The organism is Maribacter corallii (genome assembly GCF_047345415.1).
Taxonomy (GTDB): Bacteria; Bacteroidota; Bacteroidia; order Flavobacteriales; family Flavobacteriaceae; genus Maribacter_C.
The window spans coordinates 118804-136229 of the sequence record NZ_JBLFEP010000001.1 but is presented as its reverse complement, the minus strand read 5'-3'; the positions used below and the strand labels follow the sequence as shown (position 1 = coordinate 136229).

The following is a 17426-nucleotide window of genomic DNA, read 5'->3' as shown; positions in this document are numbered from 1 at the left end:
AGTTAGGAGTTAGGAGTTAGGAGTTAGGAGTTAGGAGTTAGGAGTTAGGAGTTAGGAGTTAGGAGTTAGGAGTTAGGAGTTAGGAGTTAGGAGTTAGGAGTTAGGAGTTAGGAGTTAGGAGTTAGGAGTTGGAGGCTCAAAACCTGATGCTCGAAGTCGAAAGTAAAAAATAGGTTGGTAAAACGTAATTTATGGAAAGTGGTGATAAAAAGTAAAAAAATACTTTATTGCCAGTAGCCAGTAGCCAGTAGCCAGTAGCCAGTAGCCAGTAGCCAGTAGCCAGTAGCCAGTAGCCAGTAGCCAGTAGCCAGTAGCCAGTAGCCAGTAGCCAGTAGCCAGTAGCCAGTAGCCAGTAGTCGAATTCAAAAAAATAGATTTGAAACCTGAAACCTGAAACTAGAAACGAAGAACCATGCGTAAACTAAAAAACGAAGAGTTGTCCCGACTCGATACCGAAGCATTCAAAAAGGCGGAGAAGATGCCGGTAACCATTGTTCTTGACAATATCAGAAGTTTGAACAATATCGGTTCTGTGTTTCGAACGGCAGATGCCTTTCTGATTGAAAAGATATACCTCTGCGGCATTACGGCCACTCCTCCCCACAAAGACATTAGAAAGACCGCCTTGGGCGCTACGGAAAGCATGGCTTGGGAATACCGTGAAAGCACCTTGCAATTGGTAGCGGAACTAAAAGAACAAGGACGCAAGGTATTTGCCGTAGAACAGGCTGAAGGAGCTACCCAAATGCAAGATTTGCAGCCTAAGAGAAGCGACCATTGTGTTTTTATTTTTGGAAACGAGGTGAAAGGAGTCGCACAAGAGGTGGTGGATCAGAGTGATGAGGTGATTGAAATTCCCCAATTTGGTACCAAGCACTCCTTGAATATTTCAGTGAGCGTCGGGATGGTCATTTGGGATTCTTGGTCTAAATTACAATCCCAAAAGTAGGTGTTTTACAAAAAAAGACCCAACATAAGTCGGGTCTTGCATATAGAGTTTGAGTTAGTTGATTGCTTCTTTAGTTATGCTAAGAAAATAAATCCGACGCAGCTGTGCAACAAATTTCCTAAAATTAACTTAATATGGTAGGTGTAGAGCGAATTTTAATATACGGTCGATAATAGTTTCATAGTCCTCTTTTCGCTCCACAAAATCAAGATCGCCTAACTCGATAATGAGCTTGTTCTGTTCCGGATACCCCTTGATAAAATCAAAATATCCTTTGTTTATTTTTTCGAGATATGCAGCTTCGATATTCTGTTCATAAGCCCTTCCTCTTTTCTTGATGTTTTCAAGTAGCTTTTCTGTGGTCTGATAGAGGTATACATAAATTCGCGGTTTCTTGACCTCTTTGTACATCAAATTAAAGAGCTTCCGATACAGTTCGAATTCATCTTTCTGTAGCGTGATCTGTGCAAAAATCAACGACTTGTAAATATCGTAATCACTGATCATAAAGCTCTTGAATAGATCATATTGAGAGGTGTCTTCCGTAAATTGCTGGTAGCGGTCGGCCAAGAACGACATTTCCAAAGGAAAAGCATACCTGTTCTGATCCTCGTAAAATTTGGGGAGAAAAGGATTGTCCGCGAACCGTTCCAGTACCAACTTTGCATTGAATCCATCGGCCATTTTTTTTGCCAAGGTGGTCTTGCCCGCACCGATGTTGCCTTCAATGGCGATGAAGCTGGTCTGACCGAAAAGCTCGGTCCTGTTCTTGAACAAACGATAAGCCGTTTTTTCTAATCGCCCTTTGTCTTTGCACTCCTGAATAAGGTTTCGCGTATCCTTGTTGAGCACCGGATGGTAAAACTGTGGGGCGATATCGGCCAACGGTTTAAGCACGAATTTACGAAAAGGCATCTCCGGATGTGGTATCACAAGACGTTCCGTAAAAAAAGTCTCGGTACCATAATATAGGATGTCGATATCCAAAGACCTTGGTTGATACCCGTCCTCTTGTCGACGCACTCTGCCCAAATCCACTTCGATCTGTAACAAGGTATCCAAGAGGGCTACAGGTTTTAAAGCGGTCTTTAAGGATAAACAAATATTCAAGAAATCCTCAGCTTCAAAACCCCATGCACTACTTTGATAAACCGGTGAAATACGGTGAATACCGCCAATTTTTTTTTCAATGGCGAAAATACCGTTTTGTAAATGGGTCAAGCGGTCTCCTAGATTGCTCCCAAGAGAGAGGTATACGGTTTTGGGGTCACTCATAACTGCTGGCAAAGTACTAAAAAGTACTGTTGAGTTCATTATCTTTGTCGCAAAATTTAAGTCATTTTCAATGAATTTTTTAAGAAATTTTTTAGCCGCTATTTTAGGTTGCCTAGTCGCCTTCGGAATTGTGTTTGTTATGTTTTTGGTTTTTGCAAGCCTCTTCGGTAGTGTTGAAGAGACCATTACCGTAAAGAACAATTCCATCTTGGAATTGCAGCTTCAATTACCCATCAAAGACTATGTAGGTAACAGCAATGACGACCCGTTTGCACTATTCTCGGAGAGTTCACAAGGCTTGGACGAGATTCTGAATGCCATTAGGGTCGCCAAGGATGACGATGATATTAAGGGGATTAGCATCAACAACACTTTTTTGATGGCCGGTCTTGCTCAAACACAAGAGCTGAGAAGGGCATTGGAAGAATTCAAAGAGAGTCGAAAGTTCATTTACACCTATAGCGATTTTTATACACAAAGGGATTATTATCTGGCCAGTGTTGCCGATTCCGTCTTTTTGAATCCTGTCGGGGCGCTTGATTTCAAGGGGTTATCTTCCGAAGTGTTGTTTTTCAAGGATTTACAGGAAAAAACAGGAGTGAAAATGGAGGTCATTCGTCATGGAAAGTATAAAAGTGCAGTCGAGCCCTTTCTGTCGAATGAGATGAGCGAGGCCAATAGAACACAGATCAAGGAATTGATCGGTTCATTATGGAATTCCATGATAAACGAGATTTCTTTGGGAAGAAATATCAGCACTGAAAATTTGAATATCATTGCGGATACCCTAGGCGGCCGTACCCCGGAATTGGCGAAGCGCACGGGACTCATCGATGTGGTGGCATTTTATGATGAATATGAATCCAGTCTTCGCAAGGCGGTTGGTATTCTTGATTCAGAAGATTTGAATATCATTGACATGAAGGATTATGTGATTCGTTCCAATGGGAAAAGCGTCGGGTCTGGAAGTGACGAGATTGCTGTCATTTTCGCCCAAGGTGAAATTCTATACGGAGAAGGCAGTGCTGATGTTATTGGTCAGGGAATCATTGTCAAAGCGATTCGGAAGGCCATGGATGATGATGATATCAAGGCCATAGTACTCCGTGTAAATTCACCTGGAGGTAGCGCCTTGGTCTCCGATATTATTTGGCGAGAACTTGAACTTGCCAAAGAGGCGAAACCCGTGGTAGTTTCTATGGGCAACGTCGCCGCATCCGGAGGGTATTATATCGCAGCCGGTGCGAACAAGATTTTCGCCGAACCTACTACTGTTACAGGTTCTATAGGTGTTTTTGGAACCATACCCAATATGGCTGAGCTAGCCGGTGATATCGGTATCAATGCCGAACAGGTTGGTACCAATAAGAACTCGGTCGATTATTCCCTATTCGAACCGATGACCGACGAGTTCAGAACTGTGGTGCAAGAGGGTATTGAGGAGGTATATGATACTTTCTTGCAACGTGTTGCGTCCGGTAGGGGCATCACGGTTGCTGAAGCGGACAGCCTTGCCCAAGGTAGGGTATGGAGCGGAATTGATGCCAAGAGACTCGGTCTTGTAGATGAGTTGGGCAATTTGGAGGATGCTATCGTCGCTGCTGCGGAAATGGCGGAAGTGGAAGAATACGGCATTAAAAAATTGCCGAGATATAAGTCTGGTTTTGAAAAGTTAATGGAGGATTTAGGTGGCGTCAGTACTGAGGCAAAGCGGAGTTTTATCGAAGAAGAGATCGGAGCGGAGGCCTATGGCATTTTAAAGCAGGTACAATCGGCCATGAAACAAAAAGGAGCCCAAGCTCGAATGCCTTTTGTATTGGACATTAAGTAACGTTAGGACACAGATAGAAAAAATGCCCCGATTCGGGGCATTTTTATTGGTGAAAAGATAAAGGGCCTAGTTGACCAAGTTAATCTCTACCCTTCTATTTTGCTTGCGGCCATCTTTGTACATATTGGTGGCGATGGGTTTGCTTTCTCCATAGCCTATCGAACTTAATCTAGAGGCGCTGATTCCTTTTTCGATTAAGAAATCCATTACCGATGTGGCTCTTGATTCCGATAGTTTTTGATTGCTCGCGGCACTACCAATGCTATCGGTATGGCCTTCAATACTGAAGTTGGCCTTGGGGTACTCCTTCAAAATTTCGATGATATCGATCAAAACTTGGGTCGATTCGATCTTTATCGATGATTTACCTGAATTGAACAGAATGGTTTTGGCATATTCGTTCAGTGTTTTCTGAACCGCCGCGGTGACTACCGCTTCCGGGCAACCTCCATTAGCTACCGTTCCTGCTTCTTCCGGACACTTGTCATCTTTGTCAAGAACACCGTCATTATCACTATCCGGCCATGGGCATCCGTTGTTTTCAAGGGCACCCGCTTCTTCCGGGCAAGAATCGTCTTTGTCAAGAACACTATCGCCGTCCGTGTCGGGCCATGGGCATCCTGAATTTTCTACGGGGCCAGCTTCCTCCGGACATGAGTCGTCTTTGTCAAAAACTTCGTCACCATCGGCATCGGGCCATGGACATCCGCTGTTTTCGATAGGTCCGGAAGTATCCGGACAATCGTCTTTCCTGTTGGGGATTCCATCATTGTCATTATCTTTTTTTCGAGATTGGTACACCGGTATTTTAAGTCCCGCAAAAACATCCGCACCCTTGGTTTCACTACTGAAAAGGGAAATCACCGAACCAGATCCTATATAAAGCGGTCCGGCCCTTAAACCTGCCCCTAACTGAAATCCAGTATGTTGAACAAGGCTTACCGGCACATAAAAACTAAACCATTTACTTTCGAAACGCGGGGTTAGCGAAACGATATTTGAAATTCTACTCGTATTCTCCTTGGTTTTCGAGGCCATGGAAAGATCCGTGTTCAGGTTGAGGTAGAAATAGTTGTTAAGGTTTAGGTCAGCATTGAAATGTAAGGCAGTAGGTAGAAAAGCCTTCACGGCACTTTGCGAACTGGTAAGGGTGTAGAGGTCATTAAAAAGTTCATCAAGGTCATCCGCGTTTTCAATATCGTCTTCGCTCACCGTAGCATTGAGGTCGTATTGATCCGCTAGCCCATCTTTGTAGTTTATGGATCCGATATCAGTAATGGACAAACCTACTTTTACCTTGTACTTATTCTTGTCTTTGTGCAGATCAACATCACCATTGGTGTTTGTTGTAGTATAAGATGCATAATCAGGTCTCCATTCATATACAAAACCTAAGTCCGCTCCGAAACCACTGGCGTTCTTTGGCACTTCGTAGTCATAATCTTCTTCTTCAAAGTCGGTGAATCGCCCGTAGGTGATGTCTCCTGTCGAAGCATAACTACCGGTGGTGAACCCACCAGGAAGGGCTGTGCCATCGGCATCATAATTAACATCGATGTTTCTCCCGGTTAAGTAACCACTTCCAAGTCCTTTCAGATACTTCAATGAAAGTCCACCCTTTAGAAAATGTTGCTCCTTATTCATCAAGGTGCGGGCATAGGTGAGTCCGATTTCAGCCCATCCATTTCCTGAGCCGTAAATATCGCCTTCATTGATGACATAATCCTCTGAACTATCAATATCATCATCTAGACGATCAATAGTCTCTCCGTTCAATTCGTTGACATTTACAAAGGCCCTTGCCCTGCTGAATACCGCGATGGAACTTTTCTTGTCAAGATTGAACATGAATGCCGGTCCCATGACGTCGATATTAATGTTTCCATTATTGTTGGTAGAGGGTGATTTGGTCGCGTTCAAATCAAAATCGTAATCCTCTTTTAAAGCGTCGAATACCTTTATGCCGTAGTAATCGTTCGTAAAAAAAGCACTTGCCCCGACCAAGTTCACATCGGTTTTAAAACGAGAATCGGCGATATTGGCAGGATTGGAAATCACTCCGTGAACACCACTATAGTTATCGGTCAAAAATCCGATATATGATTGGGCGCTACAGAAAAGGGTACTCGAGAAAAAGAATACAAATGTCAGCTGTTTCAGCATGTCGTTTAAATTTGATTTACCTTTGCATCATAAGATGCATCGGTGATGTTATACAAGTTGGTTTCGTGATAACGTGCTTTTTTCTATAATATTACCGTGTAAGAAAAAAAGTGTTAATTGTTTCATGAATAGCAAGGATAGGAAATTGGCCTACCGGATATACCTGTATCTAGGGGCACTGTTCATTACTTCTTTGGTTGTATCGAACCTGATTTTTCAAAAATTTTTTTATTGGAATCCTTTTGGCGATGTCACTATCTTCGGCGTGCCTTTGTTCGAGATTTCGGTAGGAGTATTGCCGTATCCTATAACTTTTTTGATTACGGATTTGATTTCTGAGATTTTCGGCCGTAAAAAGGCGAATCAAATCGTTACCGTGGGTATTCTTGCCTCGTTTTTCTCGATGGGCCTGGTTTTTATAGCTAATGCGGCTCCGGCAATCGATAGTTCACCTTTGGATGATGACATCTTTAGCAGGGTTTTTGCACTGTCGCCCATTGCTGTCTTGGCGTCTATGCTGGCCTACCTATTCGCCCAATATATTGATATTGCGATTTACCATTTCTGGAAACGATTGACCAAAGGCAAGTATTTATGGCTGCGCAACAACTGTTCTACCTTTCTTTCGCAATTTATCGATACGTTTACGGTTGTTGGTCTTCTCTGCCTTTTTGGAGTGCTTTCTTGGGACCTCTTTTTCGGCCTCGTTTTAAGCGGTTTTCTTTTTAAGATTTTTATAGCATTTCTCGACACCCCTTTCCTTTATTTCTTCGTATATCTTTTTAGAAAACGATTTGGCCTTGAAATAGGTGAGGAAATCGACCTGGAGGCATAATATCTCCCGCTTTTTAGAGTTTATCCTTTAGCATCAAGATTTTTGGCAAAAGAGCAAACAATGTATAGCATATTGCCTTAAGTTCCTCTCTACACATAAGTTCAGATAAAAAGTACAATCGAAATGAAGAAGTTTATAAAGATTATCGGTATTATACTTTTAGTGGTGGTGGGATTGCTCATCGCAGCCCCCTTTTTTTTAGAAGCGAAAATCGGTGACTTGATTCGTTCGAATGTAAACAATAATGTCAACGCGAAACTGGATTTCACCGCGGCCAACTTGAGTTTGATCAAGAGCTTTCCGAATGCGGATCTAGGGCTGGAAAATATTACGCTGATCAACAAAGAACCCTTTGAAGGTGACACGCTCTTCGCAGCCGATGAAGTTCATTTGACCATGGGAATCAGTGAGTTGTTTAAGGGCGAAAGCGAGCCCATTGGAATAAAGAATTTAAGTGTCGATGGTGCGAATATCCATGTAAAGGTAAACGAGGCGGAGGTGGCCAACTATGAAATCGGAAAGGACACCGGTGCAGAGAGCTCATCAGAGTCATCGGAAGGCTTCACACTTGACTTGCAGTCCTATGATATTTCAAATTCTAACGTCATCTACGATGATGCCGCGGCGGGGGTTTATTTAAAGGTTTCCGAGATTCAACACAACGGAACGGGCGACTTGTCTGCATCAACCTCTGAATTGGATACCCATACGGATGCCCTGGTTACGTTTGAGTTGGACAGTACCAACTACCTGAACCAGAACAAGATAAAACTTGATGCCCTAATCGGTATCGATTTGGCGAATGACAAATACACCTTTTTAAAAAATGAGGCTTTGATCAATCAATTGCCCTTGGTTTTCGATGGTTTTGTGAAAGTGAACGAGAATAGTCAAGATATAGATATCAGTTTTAAAACACCATCTTCCGATTTCAAGAACTTTTTAGCGGTAATTCCCGCAACCTATTCAAAGAATATCGAGAATGTAAAAACCAGTGGAAATTTTATGGTCCAAGGCGAGTTTACCGGCACTGTTGACGAGGCGCACATTCCAAAATTCAATATCAGTATCAATTCGGAGAATGCGTCTTTCAAATATCCCGATTTGCCGAAGTCGGTCAGCAATGTCTTTATCGATACCAAGATCATCAATACTTCGGGACTTGTTGAAGATACCTATGTTGATATTGATAAACTCTCGTTCAAGATTGATAGTGATAGCTTTAACATGGTTGCTAAAATCAAGGAATTGATGGGCAATACCAAGGTAAATGCTCATGTAGATGGCCGAATGAACTTGGCGAATATAGAAAAAGCGTATCCGGTTCCCGCTGAACTTGATTTAAAAGGAATACTTACGGCCGATATTACCACCGCCTTTGATATGGCCTCTATTGAAAAAAAGCAATACGAGAACACCGAAACTACAGGAAAGCTTGATCTAAGTGATTTTGAGTACACTTCCGATGATAATCCGAATCCGATTACAATTGAATCGACTGCATTGACATTTAACCCGAAAACCGTGACCTTGAATGAGTTGAATGGCGCTACCGGTAAAACCGATTTTAGTGCTACAGGAACGATGAGCAATCTGTTGGGCTATCTCTTCAATGATGAGAAGATAGAAGGAAATTTTGACTTGAAATCCGATACTTTCGCCCTAAATGATTTTATGGTGGAAGAAGAAACGGTATCCCAAACTGAAGGAGAAACAGACGAAAAACCGATATCCACTGAGGAAAAAATCAAGATACCCGCTTTTTTGGATGCCAATATTAACGCCACGGCCAATACGGTACTCTATGATAATATCGTACTGAAGCAAGTCAAGGGAAATTTGCAGATCAAAGATGAAAAAGCCATCTTGACCGATATGACCTCATCTGTTTTTAAGGGTAAATTGGGTTTTTCCGGTGAGGTTTCCACAAAAGAGGAGGTACCCACCTTCGCAATGAAATTGGGGATGGATCAAGTGCAAATAGGGGAGACCTTCAAGGCTTTGGAACTTTTTGAGGTGCTGGCGCCCATTGCAGGAGTACTTCAAGGGAAACTGAATTCCGATATTGTGCTGTCAGGTAGTCTCACCGATGACTTCACACCTGACCTGACGAACCTTTCAGGGAAGGTCTTGGCCGAATTATTGGCTACTGATATCGCTTCCGAAAAGGCAAAGCTCTTGCAATCGTTGAGCAGTAAGCTTAATTTTATCAAATTGGATAAGCTTGATTTAAAAGGACTTAAGACAGCACTCGATTTTGAAAATGGTGTGGTACAGGTACAGCCTTTTAGCATTGCCTATGACGATATTGAAATCAAGGTGGACGGCAATCATACGTTCGATCGAAAATTGAATTATAAGGCAACGATGGAGGTGCCCGCCAAGTATTTAGGTAGCGAGGTGAACGGTCTGATAGCAAAAATAGATGATCGTTCTTTAGATGATTTGACCATACCGGTGGTTGCCAGTATCGGGGGCGACTATACCAGTCCGGCCGTAACTACTGATATGACCGGAGGAGTCAAGAGCTTGACTACAAAACTGGTGGAAATCCAAAAACAAAAATTGATTACTAAAGGGAAAGATAAGGCCAAGGACCTGCTAGGCGACGTATTGGGTCAGAACACTACAGACGATGATACTACTGGTAATGAAACATCCACGGAAGATAAAGCCAAGGATATTCTTGGTGGAATCTTAGGTAAGGACAGCAACGATACTACAAAAACGAAAACAGATTCATTGCCGCCTCAGCAGGAGGAAGTGGTAAAAGAGAAGGCGAAGGATATCTTGGGAGGGCTGCTTGGGAGAAAGAAGAAAAAAGATTCGACAAATTAAGTTTCGCCAAACACAAAGTACATCCTGAAGTTCCTAATTTGATTCTTTTTCTTGTCGGTTGTTCGCCGCCTTTGTCAATTTATCCAAAGCTTCGGAATTTTCCGGGTCTAGATGTAATGACTTTGCATAGCTTTTGATAGCGTTATTCCAGTCTTTTTTTTCGAGATATGCACTGCCCAGCTTACAATATAGCTTTGAATTATTCGGCATTAGAGATATCCCGTAATGGCATACCTTGATGGCGCCTTCCGCATTGCTTTTGTCATAGAGCCATTCGTCGGCAAGACTGATAATAATAGTGTCGAATCCACTTGAAGTGAACTCTTCTTCGGATATTTTTTCAGTACCTAAGTATTCTTCTAAAAATAGGCTGGGGTGTTCCGGGTTATTGTATTTTAAGTAATGTTGGTAGCCTATGGTGTCTTCCGGGAATAACTCGGCAATCATAATACGATGATTGCCTTTTTTGAGCTCTTTCTTTAAATCGACCTCCACGAAGTTGGAAAAATCGTGAAAAAGATAGACTCTAACAGTCAAGGTTTTTAAATCGTACACGGTCGAGTATTGGGTTGGTGCTATTCTTTTTTGCGCAAAATTCTTCATAGCTTGAGCACAGTAATCCAAGGTATTTCGCCCACTGGTTTTCTCAAGAAATCGCTGTCCATTTTGAAAATAGTCCAAGTCGACCTCTCCAATTGAGCTTACCTGTGAGTAGTAGAAGTTCGAAAATGATTTTTCAGGTTCTTCCCCAACAAAAAGAGTATCACCTTCAACAATCAAATAAGTGCCGGTACTGTCAACGAAAACCAGCTGGCTTTGGGTCAATACACTTAAATCAATGGTTTTCAAATAGGCTTTGACCTCTTCTACTCGTTGCATAGTTTGCATCACGTGTAGCAAGGCCTTTTCAATAGGTATCTTCAATTTTCCCAGGGTATCGGTAACAGCCAAATAGGGTTCGAAAAAACCATCGAAAACGAGTCCAGCGTCATTAATGGCTCCTTGGGCAAAATTGTCTAAAAGTCCCATATATAGTACCCCGAATTTGGTAGCGCTTCCTTCCTCGAACCAAAATTGACTATTAGGACTAAAATAATCTTCGTTGTTGCCGACGATCGTTTTTCCGTTTTTGGTGCTTTTATACATGCTACATGCATTGATTTCCGAAGTGCCAAAGAGGGAAAGGGTCAGTATGATGAATAGTTTCTTTTTCATGGTTCGTTTTTAAAATGAATTAGTGGTGCGTGTTGAGTGCTCTAAAGTATATTTAGACCGTTTGACTAGTCTTTTAGAAATACGACCGCTTCTTTCTGGGCGCCTAAAATCTGCAATGCGTAAATGCCCCCCTTTGTGTCATAGTCGAATTTTACGGTAAATTCGGGATTGAAGGATTTATCGAAATTCGGTAGGCCTTTCAAATAAAACGTGTTGAAATTTAGATGTGTTAGTTTAAATGTATATGTAGGCAGAACAGCTAAAAGGGAGGCTTCCTCTTCTTTGATTTCAATTTTTCCGTAGCCTGCTGCGGTATAGGTGCCGCTAAATTCTTTTAGGGGATGAATCGGCATTTTGTCTTTTTGAAGTTCTTGGTCTTCAGGTTCTGGCATATATACATCTCCGACATCCACCGGATAGTCCATTGTAGGCAGGCCAAGCAATCTTCTTGCGATATCATCTGATATGGCATACGGCAATAATGAGGATTGTTGATTACAGAGCACTACGATCCCGATATTTTCAAAGGGAAACATGTCCATCACACTACTGAACCCATTCGTATTGCCACCGTGCCTTATTCGATAATGACCGAACCAAGCGCGCAAGCGCCAGCCAAAACCTTCTCCGAATAAAAAGGAATCCTTATCGTATGTTACGTTGTATTTTGTATTCTGCAGACTTGTGGCCTTTCGAACATAGTCTTCAGGAATCACTTGTGTTCCATTATAAACACCTTTGTCGAGCCAAACGCGCATCCAGTTCGATAAATCGGTTACCGAGCTTTTTATGGCCCCGGCCGGGGTGTACGCATAATAGTTTTCAAAGGGTCTTTTCACGGTCTTCCCTTTGTGTTTTCCATAGCCTAAGGCGTAATCGCCACTTTTTTTCATGACTTCGACCGTGGTGCTTGAAGCATTCATTTGAAGGGGCTTGAAGAGCATTTCCTGTAAAGAACTATCCCAGGTTTTTTTGGTGACTTGCTCGACTATTGTTCCGGCCAAGGTGTATCCTAAATTGCTATAGTTCCAACTATTTTTTATTTCATCTTCCGGTTTCAGGTACTTCAAGCGTTGTACCGTTTTTAATTTGTCTTTCTCAGGAAACAATACAATGGAAAGACCGTGGGTTCCAAGACCGCTCTTGTGGCTCAATAGGTCTTCAATAGCGATCAGATGGTTCATTTTGTCATTGTAAAATTGAAAATTTGGAACGTGCACTGCGGGCCTATCTTTCAATGAGAGGTAATTATCTCTCTCTAAAATACCCAAGAGCGCTCCAGTAAAAGCTTTCGACATCGATGCAATATGAAAAGCGGTATGTTGGGTAACCGGTAGTTTTTCTTCAAGATTGCGGTAACCGAACCCTTTTGAATAAATCACCTTGTCGTTTTTGACCACAGCAACGGCCAGTCCGACTGCTTGATATTGTTTGATAAGCGTTTTGACTTCTGTATCAATTTCCCCCAGCTCAGATGGAGTATGCTGACTGAACAGGTAAGTGGTGAAAAGTACGAATAGGAGCGTTTTGAAAACCTTCATCTAGCAACTCTTTTTTGCAAACATGAAGAAATGGCTTGCTGTAACCGTCCGAATAAAGAAAGTCGGACTGTTTTTACCTCAATTTGCCAATTTCGCTTTTCTGTAGTCGGTAGGTGTTTGATCGGTCGCTTTCTTAAAAGCGGTATAAAAAGAAGATTTGGAATTGAAGCCCACCTGATATAATACTTCCAATATAGTGAGGTTCTTTTGCTCCACACTACTCAAAATCGTCTTGGCCTCGGCAATGCGATATTCATTTACGAAGTCGAAAAAGTGCTTTCCTAAATGATGATTGATGGCAAGCGACAGTTCTTTTTCGGAAATATTGATTTGGGCCGCTAATTTCTGGAGTGTGAGTTCAAAGTCCAAATAGGGTTTCTCCTGCACCATGAAATGCTGAAGTCGTACAATCTCTTTCCTTAGTTGAACGGAATGTGCGTGTGATAACTTCTCATAGTTTTTAGATTTTAACAGCTTTTGGGTAGATTGTACACCGGAAAAGAGAATGGGGTTGTAAAGCGCTTTGAATACGAACCATGTCATGATGAAAAGGGTAGAAAAACTTATAATGACATTGATGTTCAAATTTTCTTGATCGGGTTGCGCAAGTGATAATATCCATCTTATAAATACAAAACTATGTCCAACGCACGAGATGATGGCAAATTGAAATAGCCACTTGTAGATTTTGGGACTAGGTTGTGAATAGTTTTCTTGGTAAATGTCTTTTCGCCGCTTCAGTACAATGAAAACCGCTATCATATAGGCAAACCATTGCAGCTCACCTACAATCTCAAATAGGTGAATTGAAGTAGTCGAGAATGATGTGGCCCAGAACAAAATCAAAAAAACCAAAGCTGGGATACCATGAGCCGATTGCCACGTTTTAAGCTTGAAGTCGGAGTAGCATGCCGATTGCACATATAAATAGAAAAGCGGCATCTGTAGTAGGGAGGATACGGTCTTTATGATATTGAGATTTGCTCTTGCCTCAAACCATTCGCCAATAAAGAACCCACTCAAATCAAAGGCGATTATCAGAAGTAACGAGCCTAGTAGCCGGTTGGGTGCCTTTCTGACGGTTTTAACGGTAAACAGGAATACGGACAGAACGAGCATCAAGAAAAAAGTGATTTTTCCAATGCTGCTAATGAGGTCTATTTTGTAATCCAACGATATCGTTTTTTTAGTTTGGGATGCCCAATAGTATGAAACTTGTTCGTTTGTTTCGATGAGTGGTCAAGACGTAATGGCCAACCCCACATAATAGCCTTCGCTACCACGAACATTGAAAACCGTATCATCGTCAAAAATCAAATATTGTCCTTTTATGCCTGTTACGATACCCTCGAAGTTCGGTGTTTTCGATAAATTCAGGCTCTTTACTTTCTTAGGGTACCGAAGGACCGGAAATTCCAAATATGTTTCTGAATTCCTCTCGATATAGTATTCGACCGCTTCCTCTGGTATATATTGCTTCAGTTTATTTCGCCATTCTACCAAGTCTTCATCTTGAATAGTATTGGTCAGCATTTTCCGCCATGCGGTTTTGTCACCAATATGGTCTTTTAAGGCCACCTCGGTGATGCCTGCCAAATAACGGTTGGGTACTTCTACGATTTCAATTGCTTCATGCGCACCCTGGTCGATCCATCGCGTAGGAATTTGCGTTTTTCGGGTGACCCCAACTTTGATATTACTCGAATTTGCAAGATATACAATATGGGGTTGTAATTGTACTTTCTTTTCGTACTCGAGATCTCGGTCTTCCTTATCCAAGTGGGCCGTGCTTAATTCCGGTCTCATAATCCAATCCCCCGCCGTAGGAATTTCGTAAAAACAGGTTTTGCAAAAACCTTGGCGGTAAATTGGTCGGTCTCTTCCACAATTCAAACATTGATACTTGATGAAACTAATATGTAGCCTTTTGTTGAGTATCTGATTTACGTTCAAGAAATCGTTCTCGAAGACCATATAATATTGAATCGGACTCCCGATTTCCGTTTGCATTTTTCGTAAAACGCCTTCGTACTGCATGTATGGAATGTTATTTGAAAATGATCGTTTAATAGCCTATTTTAGAAGGATAAATATACCTAAAATGCCAATACCTTTATTTAATTCGATTGCTTCTTGGCTTTTGAAAAAGCGCTATCATCAGATTGAGCTTTTCTTGAAATATCCAGACGAAGTGCAAGAAGAGGTATTGCAGCAGCTATTGGAGATTGCCGAGGATACCGAAATCGGACGAATCTATGAGTTTGAGTCCATACACAATTATGAAACCTTTCGGAAAAGGGTGCCTATTCGATCATATGAGCAAATAGAGCCCCTGATCGAGCGTACTCGACGGGGAGAGCAAAATGTTTTTTGGCCGACCTCCATAAAGTGGTTCGCCAAGAGTAGCGGTACCACCAATGCAAAGAGTAAGTTCATTCCTGTTAGTTCAGAGGCTTTGGAAGACTGCCATTACAAATCTGGCAAAGATCTTCTATGTCTGTATCTGAACAATAATGAAAATTCCCAACTATTTACAGGTAAGAGCTTGCGCCTTGGGGGGAGTAAAGAACTTTACCAGGACAATGGGTCTTTTTTTGGCGATTTATCCGCTATTTTAATCGATAATATGCCACTCTGGGCCGAGTTTAGCAGTACTCCCAGCAATAAGGTTTCGTTGATGAGCGAATGGGAGAGTAAGCTGAAGGCGATCATCAAAGAGAGTACCCAAGAGAATGTGACCAGCTTGGCCGGAGTGCCATCTTGGATGTTGGTTTTGCTCAACAACGTAATAGAGACCACTGGTAAGGATCATTTATTCCAGGTATGGGAAAATCTGGAAGTGTATTTCCATGGCGGAGTAAGTTTTAATCCCTATAAAGAACAGTACAAAAAGCTGCTGCCAAGAAAAAGTTTCAAGTACTACGAAATCTATAATGCCTCTGAAGGTTTTTTTGCTATTCAAGATCGGAATAATGAGAATGATCTGCTTTTGATGCTCGATTATGGGATTTTTTATGAGTTCATTCCTATGGATGTCTATGGCACGGAGACCCAACGGGCGATTCCACTCTGGGAGGTTGAAATAGGAAAGAACTATGCGATAGTCATCAGTACCAATTCAGGACTTTGGCGTTATAAGATAGGCGATACGGTTAGGTTTACTTCAACACAACCCTATCGCATCAAGGTCACCGGTCGTACCAAACACCACATCAATGTCTTCGGGGAAGAATTGATTATCGAAAATGCTGAGGAAGCGCTGAAGAGTGTCTGCAAAAAAACCGGTTCTGAAATTAAAGACTATACGGCTGGCCCTATTTTTATGTCCGGCAAGGAAAAAGGAGCCCACGAATGGATTATAGAGTTCAGGAAACCTCCGGAAGAACTCGATTATTTCATCGAGGTATTCGACAACACCTTGAAATCACTCAATTCCGATTATGAAGCGAAACGTTATAACAATACCACCCTTAAAATGCCCAAGGTTCATGTAGCGCGGGAAAACCTTTTTTATGATTGGTTGAAGCAGAATGACAAATTGGGAGGGCAACATAAGATTCCAAGACTAAGCAACAAACGCGAATATGTAGAAGAGTTGTTGGATATGAACGAAAAATACTCCTAGCACTCCAACGAGCAAAGGCATGACTGCAATTTTTAATTTTCTTATGATTGCCGGAGCCATACAGGGGTTCATTTTTAATGTGGCAACTTTCCTCTCGCGCAGGAAGATTGAAAAACCTGTTCTTTTTCTCAACCTTTTTGTACTGTTTCTTTCGTTGAACAATCTCCAATCATGGTTTCTGGAAAAAAACTTTTTACCGCACGATTTTTTTCTCAATGGTTTTGCTTTCCCTTGGTACGTGCTTATCGTTCCCATGTTTTATGCTTTTCTGGTACATTATCTGGCCATTGAAAAAAAGTTAACCTCCTACCTTCGGTTTTCCCTTGTGATTTTTTTATTGGAATTGATAGCCAGGGTCATGATTTCTACTATGGTAAATTCAGGCACGTGGCCAGAAACCTATTTGAACAGGTACAATAATATTGAAGATGCCCTTACCCTTGCATATTCCCTGTGGCTCTTTTATAAGGCGCTCCAAATTGTATTTCGTTACCGCGAACTGGACACACCGATTTTGGATTTTGATGATTTGAGATGGTTGAAGTGGTTTTTTTACCTGGGTGCTGGCGTCTTTGTGCTTTGGATGATGTCCATTGTTTTCAACGTGACCGGGCTCGTACAAAGACCCTACAGTTATTACCCTCTTAGATTGGGTTCGTCTATTTTGATCTATTGGGTGGGTTATCAGGCCTTTTTTCGGTATGTGGTCTTAAAGGATAGGATTCTCTTGCGAAAAGAAATCAGAAAAGAAGGCCCTATTGAAGAGAATGCAGGGACCAAGCACGAACGAGATGAAATCGCCTTTTCGGAAATAGATGCTTACGTGGTCAAAAACCAGAAATTTCTTGACCCCCATTTGAGCTTGGAACGCCTTTCGAAAGAAATACATAAAAGTACGAGTAGCGTATCTAAATTGATGAATGCCCATGCGGGATGCAATTTTCCCGACTACATCAACACCCTTCGTGTCGAGGAAGCCAAAAGGCTTTTGGGTGATTCCGATTTTTCCAATTACACCATTGTTGCTATTGGATTGGAATGTGGTTTCAATTCGAAATCCACCTTTTATACGGCGTTCAAAAAGTTTACGGGAGTGACGCCTACGGCATTCAGAAAAGAGGCTACTATTTGATTAAAAAGTTGTCCGAATTATT

General features: G+C 41.9%; 12 protein-coding genes. 6 read left to right on the top strand and 6 right to left on the bottom strand.

Annotated features, from left to right (window positions below; genetic code table 11):
• Positions 1 to 412: 412 nt before the first annotated feature.
• A complete protein-coding gene (locus ACKWCA_RS00660) occupies positions 413 to 949 on the top strand; it encodes an RNA methyltransferase (protein ID WP_413976206.1) in 537 nt (178 codons plus the stop codon).
• A 129-nt stretch (positions 950 to 1078) separates the two neighbouring features.
• Here the strand turns inward: ACKWCA_RS00660 and folK are convergent, their stop codons facing one another.
• Positions 1079 to 2224: a 2-amino-4-hydroxy-6-hydroxymethyldihydropteridine diphosphokinase gene (gene folK, locus ACKWCA_RS00655; protein ID WP_413977102.1), complete on the bottom strand. Its 1146-nt coding sequence runs from the start codon at positions 2222 to 2224 to the stop codon at positions 1079 to 1081.
• 70 nt (positions 2225 to 2294) lie between these two features.
• Here folK and sppA point away from each other — a divergent pair, with 70 nt between their 5' ends.
• A complete protein-coding gene (gene sppA / locus ACKWCA_RS00650) occupies positions 2295 to 4055 on the top strand; it encodes a signal peptide peptidase SppA (protein WP_413976205.1) in 1761 nt (586 codons plus the stop codon).
• Between the two features lie 66 nt (positions 4056 to 4121).
• Here sppA and ACKWCA_RS00645 read toward each other — a convergent pair whose 3' ends face one another.
• Positions 4122 to 6218, bottom strand: coding sequence for a DUF5723 family protein (locus ACKWCA_RS00645; RefSeq protein WP_413976204.1), 2097 nt, complete (start codon positions 6216 to 6218; stop codon positions 4122 to 4124).
• A 124-nt stretch (positions 6219 to 6342) separates the two neighbouring features.
• Here ACKWCA_RS00645 and ACKWCA_RS00640 point away from each other — a divergent pair, with 124 nt between their 5' ends.
• Positions 6343 to 7053: a queuosine precursor transporter gene (locus ACKWCA_RS00640; protein WP_413976203.1), complete on the top strand. Its 711-nt coding sequence runs from the start codon at positions 6343 to 6345 to the stop codon at positions 7051 to 7053.
• Between the two features lie 123 nt (positions 7054 to 7176).
• A complete protein-coding gene (locus ACKWCA_RS00635; RefSeq protein WP_413976202.1) occupies positions 7177 to 9891 on the top strand; it encodes an AsmA family protein in 2715 nt (904 codons plus the stop codon).
• A 33-nt stretch (positions 9892 to 9924) separates the two neighbouring features.
• Here ACKWCA_RS00635 and ACKWCA_RS00630 read toward each other — a convergent pair whose 3' ends face one another.
• The 4 genes from ACKWCA_RS00630 to ACKWCA_RS00615 form a co-directional block, all read right to left on the bottom strand.
• The gene (locus tag ACKWCA_RS00630; protein WP_413976201.1) at positions 9925 to 11106 is read right to left on the bottom strand and encodes a tetratricopeptide repeat protein; all 1182 of its coding nucleotides are present in this window, start codon (positions 11104 to 11106) and stop codon (positions 9925 to 9927) included.
• A gap of 65 nt (positions 11107 to 11171) precedes the next feature.
• On the bottom strand, positions 11172 to 12647 hold the full coding sequence (locus ACKWCA_RS00625) for a serine hydrolase (RefSeq protein WP_413976200.1): 1476 nt from the start codon (positions 12645 to 12647) through the stop codon (positions 11172 to 11174).
• A gap of 78 nt (positions 12648 to 12725) precedes the next feature.
• On the bottom strand, positions 12726 to 13820 hold the full coding sequence (locus ACKWCA_RS00620) for a helix-turn-helix domain-containing protein (protein ID WP_413976199.1): 1095 nt from the start codon (positions 13818 to 13820) through the stop codon (positions 12726 to 12728).
• Positions 13821 to 13886: 66 nt separating this feature from the next.
• Positions 13887 to 14684, bottom strand: a complete 798-nt coding sequence (locus tag ACKWCA_RS00615; RefSeq protein ID WP_413976198.1) for a DUF2797 domain-containing protein — start codon at positions 14682 to 14684, stop codon at positions 13887 to 13889.
• A 64-nt stretch (positions 14685 to 14748) separates the two neighbouring features.
• Here ACKWCA_RS00615 and ACKWCA_RS00610 point away from each other — a divergent pair, with 64 nt between their 5' ends.
• Positions 14749 to 16272, top strand: a complete 1524-nt coding sequence (locus ACKWCA_RS00610; RefSeq protein ID WP_413976197.1) for a GH3 auxin-responsive promoter family protein — start codon at positions 14749 to 14751, stop codon at positions 16270 to 16272.
• A gap of 19 nt (positions 16273 to 16291) precedes the next feature.
• The gene (locus ACKWCA_RS00605) at positions 16292 to 17404 is read left to right on the top strand and encodes a helix-turn-helix domain-containing protein (protein WP_413976196.1); all 1113 of its coding nucleotides are present in this window, start codon (positions 16292 to 16294) and stop codon (positions 17402 to 17404) included.
• The last annotated feature ends 22 nt before the right edge of the window (positions 17405 to 17426 follow it).